General features: G+C 72.5%; 7 protein-coding genes. All 7 read left to right on the forward strand.

Translation table 11 applies throughout. From position 1 onward, the window contains the following. A partial coding sequence (locus AC08OQ_RS13595; RefSeq protein ID WP_476612093.1) for a hypothetical protein occupies window positions 1–190 on the forward strand: 190 nt, incomplete at its 5' end. Beyond that, window positions 187–3,621: a type I polyketide synthase gene (locus AC08OQ_RS13600; protein ID WP_476598908.1), complete on the forward strand. Its 3,435-nt coding sequence runs from the start codon at window positions 187–189 to the stop codon at window positions 3,619–3,621. The genes AC08OQ_RS13595 and AC08OQ_RS13600, both read left to right, overlap by 4 nt. 74 nt (window positions 3,622–3,695) lie before the next feature. Beyond that, window positions 3,696–5,171, forward strand: coding sequence for an MDR family MFS transporter (locus AC08OQ_RS13605; protein WP_476598906.1), 1,476 nt, complete (start codon window positions 3,696–3,698; stop codon window positions 5,169–5,171). Window positions 5,172–5,434: 263 nt separating this feature from the next. Continuing rightward, window positions 5,435–6,322 (forward strand): DUF6039 family protein, encoded by an 888-nt coding sequence (locus tag AC08OQ_RS13610; protein WP_476598904.1) that lies wholly within the window; start codon window positions 5,435–5,437, stop codon window positions 6,320–6,322. 16 nt (window positions 6,323–6,338) lie between these two features. After that, complete coding sequence (gene fabD, locus AC08OQ_RS13615; protein ID WP_476598902.1) at window positions 6,339–7,364, forward strand: ACP S-malonyltransferase; 1,026 nt, start codon at window positions 6,339–6,341, stop codon at window positions 7,362–7,364. Between the two features lie 33 nt (window positions 7,365–7,397). Then, window positions 7,398–8,738 (forward strand): PfaD family polyunsaturated fatty acid/polyketide biosynthesis protein, encoded by a 1,341-nt coding sequence (locus AC08OQ_RS13620; RefSeq protein WP_476612094.1) that lies wholly within the window; start codon window positions 7,398–7,400, stop codon window positions 8,736–8,738. A gap of 10 nt (window positions 8,739–8,748) precedes the next feature. Continuing rightward, on the forward strand, window positions 8,749–9,681 hold the full coding sequence (locus tag AC08OQ_RS13625) for a DUF6039 family protein (RefSeq protein WP_476598898.1): 933 nt from the start codon (window positions 8,749–8,751) through the stop codon (window positions 9,679–9,681). Window positions 9,682–9,706: the final 25 nt, after the last annotated feature.

Consider the following 9,706-nt stretch of genomic DNA (forward strand, 5'->3'; position numbering starts at 1 on the left):
CGCGAGCGGTGTCGCGCGCGGCCGGGCCCGGCCGGCGCGGTCGGTGGACCGGCTGCCCACCGGGGACCTCGACGCGCTGGCCGAACACTGGGTGGCGGGCGGCGCGGTCGACTGGGCTGCCCTGCACCCCGCGCCGCGGGTGGTCGTGCCCCTGCCGTCTACCCGTTCGCGCGGATGCCCTGCCGGTTGACCGGGTCGGCCGCGCCGACGGCTCCGCCCGGACCACCAGGGGCGCCCGAGCCGACCGAGGCCGAGCTGACGGAACGGCAGCCACCGGCGGCGCCCGAGCCGGCCGAGGTGGTGGAGTTGCGGGGGCGACCAGGGGTACCCGAGCCGCGTGAGGTCACGTTGGTGGAACGGCAGTGGCTGCCGGTCGGCGCCGTCCCGTCCGGCGCTGCCCCGGTCGAGGACACCATCCTGTGCCTGCCCCGGCGGACGACCGCGGACCTCGCCGCCCGGCTCGCGCGGGGCCATCCGGGCGTCGTACCCGTCGCCGAGCACGACCTCGCCGACCCGGCCGGCATCCTCGACCGCCTGCCGCGGGTCACTGGCTGGATCGACCTGACCGACCTCGACCGGACCGAGGACGACCCGGGCTCGACCGACCGCCGCCTCGTCCTGCTCCGCGCCGTCGTCGCGGCGGGGCGTACCACCGGGCTGCGAGGGCTGGTCGTCACCCGCGGTCTCCAGGACCTCGACGGCCCGCCGCCGGGCACAGCGGGCGCCCGGATGGTCGGGTTCGTGCGGATGCTCGGCGCCGAGTACGCGAAGGTCGTCACGACGGCGCTGGACACCGATGTGCCTGCCGAGCGTGTGGAGCAGCTGCTGCCCGCGCTGTGGGGCGAGTGGCACCTGCCCGCGGCGAAGGCCGAGGTGTGCCATCGCAACGGCCTGCGCTACCGGCCCGTGCTGCGGCCGGCCCTGACCCGGCACCGGCCGCTGCCGGTGTCGCCGGACCAGGCGTACGTGGTGACCGGCGACCCGCGCGGCCTGGGCGCGCGGGTCGCGGCCCATCTGGTGGAGCGGGGTGCGCGCCGCATCGCGCTGCTCGGCCGCCATCCGCTGCCGCCCGAGGAACGGTGGGACGGCCCGCTCGACGCGGCTGCCGCCGAGCGCGTGCGCGCGGTGCGCGACCTGCGCCGCGCCGGAGCGCGGGTCGAGGTGCACACGGGCACGTTGACCGACGAGGCCGCGCTCGGGTCGTTCCTGGACCGGGTGCGGCGCGAGCTGGGACCGATCGGTGGCGTCGTGCACTGCGCCGGCGGACCGGCGGCCCGGCCCGGGGCGTTCACCCGCGGCGACTCGGCGTCCGTGGCGGCGGTGTTCAGGCCGAAGGTCGATGCCCTGGAGCGGCTGCTGGACCTCACGTCGGTCGACCGCCTGGCGTTCTTCCTGACGTTCTCGTCGGTGTCCGCGCTGGTGCCGAGGATGGCGGTCGGGGTGTCGGAGTACGCGGCGGCCAACGCGGCGATGGATTTCGTGGTGGCGCGGCACGCGCGGGCGGGCAGGCCGTGGCTGCGGTCGGTGGCGTGGCCGATGTGGCAGGACAGCGGGTCGGGCCGCGGCGGGCCGAACGTCGGTGAGCCGGTCGGGCTCGGGTCGTTGCGCGACGCCGAGGCGTTGCACGCGCTGGAAGGGGTGGTGGCCATGCCGTGGGGCGGGGTGGTTCTCCCGGTGCGGCCGCTGTCGCCCGACCTCGACCTGAACTCGCTGCTCGACGCCAGGACGGCGCCGCCCGACCCGACTGCGTTGCCCGACCCGACTGCGCCGCCAGATCTGGTCGCGGTGCCCGGCCCGGTCGCGGCGCCGCCCGAGCCGCTGAGGTCCGTGGAGGACGTGGCTGCGCGCCTGGTGGGGATCTTCGCGCCCGCTCTGGGTATCCCGGCATCGAGCTTCGACGCCGAAGCGGACTTCGGGGACATCGGCGTCGACTCCGTGGTCCTGGCCGCGCTGCTGGAACTGGTGGAGCGCGAGGTCGGCCGCCACCTGCCGCCGTCGGTGCTGATGGAGTTCCCGAGCGCGGCGGGTCTCGCCGGCTACCTCGTGGCGGAGGGCATCACCTTCACCGCCCCGGCGGAGGGCGTCACCATCTCCGAGCCGGGGGAGAGAGCCGGAACGCCGCATGTCGAGCCGGAACTCGGTCGCGCCGCACCCGCGCCGACCGGTCGAGCCGAGGTCATCCCCCCGCGCTGCGATCCCGACGACCGCAGAATCGCGATCATCGGCATGGCCGGGCGGTTCCCGGGCGCGCCGGACGTCGCCACGTTCTGGCGCAACCTGCTGGACGAACGGCACTCGGTCGCCGAGGTGCCCCGGGACCGTTGGGACACCGAGCGGCTCTACGACCCCCGGCCTCAGCTCGGCCGCAGCGTCAGCAGGTGGGGCGGCTTCGTCGACGGCCTCGCCGACTTCGACCCGGAGCGGTTCGGCCTCACCGACGAGGAGGCCACGGCCCTCGACCCCGGTATCCGCCTGTTCCTCGAATCGACCCTGGACTGTCTGCACGACGGCGGCTACACCCGCGACGAGGTGTGGGGCCGCCGGGTCGCGGTCGTGGTCGGCGGGCGCATCTCCGCCTACGGACGGCGGGCGGCGCTGCGGCCCAGTGTCCTGCAGTCCGACCAGAACTTCCTGGCCGCGCAGGTGGCGCACCGCTTCAACCTCACCGGTCCGAACCTGGTGGTGGACAGCGCCTGCTCGTCCGCCCTGGTGAGCGTCCACCTGGCCACGCGGATGCTGCTCGCGGGCGACGCGGAGATGGCGGTCGCGGGCGGCGTGGAGATCCTGTTGGACGAACAGGCGTACCTGGAGTTCAGCGCGGCCGGGGTGATCTCGCCCACCGGTGTGTGCCGCCCGATGGACCAGCGCGCCGACGGGATCGTGCCCGGTGAGGGCTGCGGCGCGGTTCTGCTCAAGCCGCTGGCGAAGGCGCTGGCCGACGGGGACAGGGTGCACGCGGTCATCGAGGCGGTCGAGGTCAACAACGACGGCCACACCATCGGTGTCACCACCCCCAACGTCACCGCCCAGGCCGACGTCGTCCGCGCGGCGCTGCATGCCGCCGGCCGGAGTGCCGACGAGATCGGCCTGGTCGAGGCGCACGGCACCGCTACCATGATCGGCGATCCGATCGAGCTTCAGGCGCTCACCCGGGTCTACCGGGAGACCTCCACCCGCACCGGCTTCTGCGCCGTCGGCAGCCTCAAGTCCAATGTCGGCCACCTGCTGTGCGCGGCGGGTGTGGCCGGGCTGATCAAGGTGTCGCTGGCGGTGGAACACGGCCGCGTCCCGGCCACCCTGTTCTGCGAACGTCCCAACCCGAGGTTCGACTTCGAACGGTCACCGTTCCGGCCCGCGACCGCGACCACGGACTGGCCCGCGCCGCCGGAGCGCCGCGTGGCCGGACTGAGCTCGTTCGGCCTGGGCGGCACGAACGCGCATGTCGTCGTCAGCGGGCTGCCCGACACGCTGCGCGCCCGGCAGACCCGTCAGCCCCTGCCTCCGAGCGGCGCAGGCTGTGGCTGGACCGGGCCCGGAACGACGCGAACGAGGTTCGCGCACCCGCGGGACCGACGGGCGTTCCCGCCGCACGGCGTAGCCGCACCGGGCTCCTCGAACTGAGGTTCGTCGACCCTGTGCCGGTCGCACGCTGACAGGGAACCGCTCGCGCAGAGGGAGAGGAAACCCGCGTACTCATGGACTCCACGGCACAGCTGTCGACGCAGGCGCCGCCCGTGCCCGCCAGGCAGGTGAACCTCGCGGTGGGCGGCGTCATGGTCGGCATGCTCCTGTCCGCCCTCGACCAGACGGTGGTCAGCACCGCGCTGCCGCTGATCGTCGGCGACCTGGGCGGTGTGGGCAGCCTGCCCTGGGTTGTGACGATCTACCTGGTGACCTCCATGGCCACGACGCCGTTGTGGGGCAAGGTCTCGGATCTGTACGGCCGCCGCGCGGTGTTCCAGGTGGCCATCGTGGTGTTGGTCGTCGGCTCGCTGCTGTGCGCCGTCGCGCAGGAGATCTGGCACCTGGTCGTGTTTCGGGCGGTCCAGGGCGTCGGCGCGGGCGGGCTGTTCGTGCTCGCGCTGTCGGTGATCGCGGACGTGGTGCCGCCCGCCGAGCGCGGTCGCTACCAGGGTGCGTTCGGCGCGGTGTTCGGTCTGGCCAGCGTGGGCGGTCCGCTCGTGGGCGGCTTCTTCGCCGACGGGCTGGGCTGGCGGTGGGTGTTCCTCGTCAACCTGCCGGTCGGCATCCTCGCCCTGTTCGCGGCGTCCGCCGGTCTGCGCGGCGTCAGGACTCCGCAGCGCGGCCACCAGATCGACGCGCTGGGCGCGGTGCTCGTGGTCGGTACGGTCACCTGCACCCTGCTGTACCTGAACTGGGCGGGCAACGAGCTGGGCTGGGCCTCGCCGGGCGCGTTGGCGCTGCTCGCCGCGGGGGTGGTGCTGGCGGCGGCGTTCGTGCTGGCGGAGCGGCACGCCGCGGAGCCCATCACGCCGATGTCGCTGTTCGGCAACCGAGGTGTCGGCATCGCCACCCTGTTCGGGTTCCTGTCCGGCGCGGCGATGTTCACCGGCATCGTGTTCCTGCCGCTGTACTTCCAGGCGGTCAGAGGCTACTCGGCCACCCTGTCGGGCGTCGCCATGCTGCCCGCGATGCTCGGCCTGGTGGCCGCCTCCATGGGGTCCGGGATCCTGATCAGTCGTACCGGCCGCTACAAGCTGTTCCCGGTGGCGGGCTCGGCGGTGCTGGCGGTCTCGCTGGCCCTGCTGTCCTTCGTGGACGTCGACATCTCGTACTGGCTGGTCGCCGTGTACTCGCTGCTGTTCGGCGTGGGCGTCGGCTGTGTGATGCAGCCCGTCATCACCGCGGTGCAGAACTCGGTGAAGATGAAGGACATCGGCGCGGCCACCGGCATGGTGAACTCCTTCCAGCGCCTGGGGTCGGCGATCGGCGTCGCCGTTCTCGGCTCGGTGCTCGCCGCCAGGCTGGCGAGCGACGGCACGACCGAGAGCATTCCCGCGCTGCGGGCGCTGCCCGAAACCGAGCGGAACGCGGCGATCGGCACGTACACCGACGCCCTCACCGACCTTTTCCTCATCGCGGTGCCGCTGGTGGTCGTGGCGTTCCTGGTGTCGCTGATGCTGCGGGAGAGCCGCCGCGAAAAAGGTTGACCTGCTCGGTGAGACTTTTCCGTCGTCGACTCCGACCTGCGACAACCTCACCCGGTAGACGTGCGATGGAAAAGGCTCAATGTTGGGCGGCGGGACAGCCCTGGCCCGCCTAGGAGTCGAAATGAAATAACTTGCGCGTTTCGAACCCTCCACAGGCCTGTGACCTGCGATGATGCTCTCGATCACGTATTTGTTACTTCATTACGTCCCCCTAGCGTCAGGGCTGTCCTCTCCGTACCAGGCGTACCAGAAGGGCAGGTCAGATGAGCCAGGCGGTCATCGGTGAACTGCGACCGGCGTCGGCCCAGAGCCCCGTCCCGCCGCAGCGGCAGCTGCATTCGGGTAATGCGGGTTTCATCATCGCGCGCAGTACCCAGCTCAAGTACGAGCACAGTGCCGAGGGGCGCCGGCTGTTCGGCGACGTCATCACCTACATGAACCGGGCGGACCTCAACGGCGCCTCGTTCTTCTTCTACGAGGAGCTGTTCGGCCGCAAGGACCGCGTCCACTGGCTGATCCACTGGAAGACGCCGAACGACTACTCGATCAGCCTGCGCATGGTCGACCACGACGAGAAGATGATCGATCTGCTGGAGAGCGACCGCGTCGTCGACGACAACAGCGCGGGCATGTGGGGCCGGGCCGTCGTGGAGAGCAGCGTCCAGGAGCGCATCCTGGTGCCGCAGCACGGCCTGGTGCACGAGGAGGGCGAGCACGAGGACAGCGAGGTCTGGGTCGACCCCGCCCTGCTGCAGACGGGGCAGTCCGAGGACCAGCTGCTGCACTCCGGCAACGCCCTGCTCACGATGCACCGCACCGGACAGGCCCTGCACGAGTTCCGCAAGGAGGCCAGGCACTTCGCCTTCGCCGGGCAGAAGCTCGTCAACGCACGGCTCGCCGGGCGCGTCTCCTCGTACCTGTACGAGGAGACCTTCGGCGTGATGGACCGGCTGCACTGGCTGGTGCACTTCACGTCGTTCGACGCCTACCAGGAACTGACCGACCTGGAGCGCACCGACGACGAATTCCGCACGTTGATGACCAGGGACTACATCTCGCCCGTCAAGGGTGGGGGCGGCTGGGGCCGCACCTTCATGCCGGGCACGATCGAGGACACCCTGCTGGTGCCCTACCAGTACCCGGCCGGCTGAACCCCCGGCGTCGTCGATGAGGGTCTGGGTCTTCCCCGGTCAGGGGTCGCAGCGCGCAGGGATGGGTGCGGAGCTGTTCGACCGGTTCCCGGAACTGGTCGCCACCGCCGACGACGTGCTGGGAAGGTCGGTGCGTGAGCTGTGTCTGTCGGACCCGGCGGGCGAGCTGGCCGACACGCGGTGGGCGCAGCCGGCGATCTTCGTCGTCAACGCCCTCGCCCACCGGGCCGTGTCCGAGCGGGAACCACCGCCCGACTACCTGGCCGGGCACAGCCTCGGTGCGTACAACACGCTGCTCGCCGCCGAGTGCTTCGACTTCGCCACCGGCCTGCGCCTGGTGCGGCGGCGCGGTGAGCTGATGGGTGAGGCGGCGGGTGGCGGGATGGCGGCCGTGGTCGGGCTCGACCCGGACGAGGTCACCGCGCTGCTGCACCGGTGCGGGGTCGCCGACAGGGTCCAGGTCGCCAACGAGAACTCGGTCACCCAGGTGGTGGTGTCGGGTGAGGCCGAGGCGATCCGTCTGGTGCGCCACGCGGTCCGCGAGCTGCCCGGAAAGTGGTGCGTCCCGCTCGCCGTCAGCGCGGCGTTCCACTCGCGGTACATGGCGGACGCGGCGCGTCGGTTCGGCGAGCACCTGGCGGGCGTCGTGTTCCGTGACCCGGCCGTGCCGGTGATCGCGAACGCGACCGCCGCGCCGTACCCGGTGGGCGGGGTGGCCGCTCTGCTGGCGCGGCAGATCGACAGCCCGGTGCTGTGGCGGAGGTCGATGCGCGAGCTGATCCGACGTGGGGTCACCGAGGCGCGCGAGGTCGGCGACGCCAGGGTTCTCACCCCGCTGTGGCAGGCCGCGGTGGCCGAAGGTCCCGAGCCGGACGGGGCCGCGGCGGCCGACGGTCCTGGGCCGAACGGGGCCGAGTTGGCCGAAGGCCCCGCGCCGAACGGGGCCGCGGCCGGACGTTCCGGGTGGGACGCGGTCGTGGTCGGGGGTTCCGCACCGGCCGCGCCGGCACCGGCGGCACCGGCGGCGAACGGTCGTGCCTAGCCGGAACGCGAGGTCGACCCGGACGCCGCCGCGCTGGGCAGCGCCCGGTTCCGGGCGGCCTACGGCCTGCGGTACGCCTACCTCGCCGGTGCGATGTTCCGTGGGGTCGCGTCGGTCGAGTTGGTCACCCGCATCGGGCAGGCCGGGCTGTTGGGCTACTTCGGGTCCGGCGGACTCGATCTGGCCGAGGTCGAACGCGCCGTGCTGCGGCTCGCCGGCACGCCGGGCCTGACCTACGGCGTCAACCTGCTGCACGACCTGGCCGACCCGGCGGGCGAGGAAGCGGTCGTGGACGTCCTGCTGCGCCACGACGTGCGGTTCGCCGAGGCGGCGGGGTTCACCTCCGTCACTCCGGCGGTGGTGCGGTTCCGGTTCGCCGGGGCGCGCCGTGGGCCGGACGGGGCGCCGGTCGCGGTCCGCCATGTCCTGGCGAAGGTGTCCCGGCCGGAGGTGGCGGCTGCCTTCATGGCCCCGCCGTCGGCCGACCTGCTGCGCGGCCTGGTGGACCGGGGCGCGCTGACGCGCGGCGAGGCGGAGGTGGCGCGGCGCCTGCCGGTGGCCGGTGAGGTGTGCGTCGAAGCCGACTCGGGCGGGCACACGGACGGGGGAGTGGCGCTGACCCTGATCCCGTCCCTGGCCCGGCTACGCGAGCGGGTGGTGGCCGAACACGGCTACAGCGACGGGGTGCACCTCGGCGCGTCGGGCGGTCTGGGTGCGCCCGAGGCGGCGGCGTTCGTGCTCGGCGCGGACTTCGTGATGACCGGCTCGGTCAACCAGTGCTCGCCGGAGGCGGGCACCTCCGACGCGGTCAAGGACCTGTTGTCCGGCCTGGACGTGCAGGACACCACCTACGCCCCGGCGGGCGACCTGTTCGAGCTGGGCTCGCGGGTGCAGGTGGTCCGCAAGGGCACGCTGTTCGCGGCCCGCGCCAACCGGCTCTACCAGCTCTACCGGCAGCACGGCGGCCTGGAGGAGCTGGACGCGGGCACCCGGGCTGCCCTGGAGCGGGACTGCTTCCGGGCGCCGCTGGAGCAGGTGTGGAAGCAGACCCGCGAGCACTACCTGGGCATGGGGCGTCCCGACGAGGTGGAGCGCGCCGAACGGGACCCCAAGCACCGCATGGCGCTGGTGTTCAGGTCCTACTTCGCCCGTACCAACCGCCTGGCCACCGCGGGCGACGAAGCCGAGCGGGCGAACTTCCAGATTCACTGCGGCCCGGCGATCGGCGCGTTCAACCGCTTCGTCGCCGGGACGCCGTTGCAGGACTGGCGCGCGCGCCACGTCGATCTCATCGCCGAGCGGCTCATGGTCGGCGCGGCCCACGTGCTGCGGGAAAGACGAGCGGCGCTCACCGGTGCCGCGTCACGAGAATGAGGGAGAAGCAGTGACCGAAGTCGGCAACGGCACCCCCACCGTGCGCTCAGCTCTGCACCAGACGAGCCAGCCGGTAGACCGGGTGCTGCACTCGGGTAACTGCGGCGTCCTGGTGCAGCGTTCGGCCCAGATCGCCGCCGGCCAGGCAGACCTGGCGCGCGACCTCGCGCGTGAGGCCGCGCAGTTCGTCAACGGCAAGCAGGACGGCCTGGCGACGGTCTTCGTCTACGAGGAGACCTTCGGCGTCAAGGACCGCGTGCACTGGCTGATCCACCTGCGGTCTCTGGAGGACTACGACGCTCTGGTCCATCTCGGGGGCGCGCCTGACCTGCGCGACGGCGTGCTGGGCGGCTACGTGGCGCATCAGCGGGCCCGGGACTGGGGGGCAGCGTTCGTACCCGGCAGCGTCGAGGAGCACATGATGTTCCCGCAGCGGTGGGGCATGTTCGGCACGGCGACCGAGGCGATGGCCAAGGACCCGTCCCTGAGCCCCCTGAAGGCCGACTCGCCGGTGCCGTGGTTCGAGGTGCTGGGCGCGGCCCACCAGACCGCGCAGGATCCGGACCGGATCCTGACCACCGCCAGCGCGGGCGTGATCATGCACTGCGTGATCGACTTCAGCTACCAGTTCCGCGCCGAGGCGCGGCTGTTCGCCCGGACGGTCGCGGAGAACATGAACCTCAACGCGACCGGCCACGCCACGGCGCTGGTGTTCGAGGAACTGTTCGGCCCCATGGAGCGCGTGCACTTCTTCATCCACATGAAGCACCTGAGCAGCATGTACGTGCTCATGGGCATCGATGCGCGCACGGATCCCACCGCGCCGCGCGCCGCCTACATGCGGGACTGGGTGTCGCCCGAGCGGGGTGCGGGCGGCTGGGACCGCATCATCCGCGAGGGCGGCGGCCGGGCCCACGCGCTGACCGCGCAGCAGTGGGGCTAGCGAGGACGCGCGAAGGGGAGGAAAC

Source organism: Frankia sp. CcCS3, assembly GCF_977927575.1.

What these genes read in the sequence shown, in the direction of transcription:
- fabD (WP_476598902.1), top strand. Translation starts at nt 6,339, where the DNA reads ATGAGGGTCTGGGTCTTCCCCGGTCAGGGGTCGCAGCGCGCAGGGATG.
- AC08OQ_RS13605 (WP_476598906.1), top strand. Translation starts at nt 3,696, where the DNA reads ATGGACTCCACGGCACAGCTGTCGACGCAGGCGCCGCCCGTGCCCGCC.
- AC08OQ_RS13610 (WP_476598904.1), top strand. Translation starts at nt 5,435, where the DNA reads ATGAGCCAGGCGGTCATCGGTGAACTGCGACCGGCGTCGGCCCAGAGC.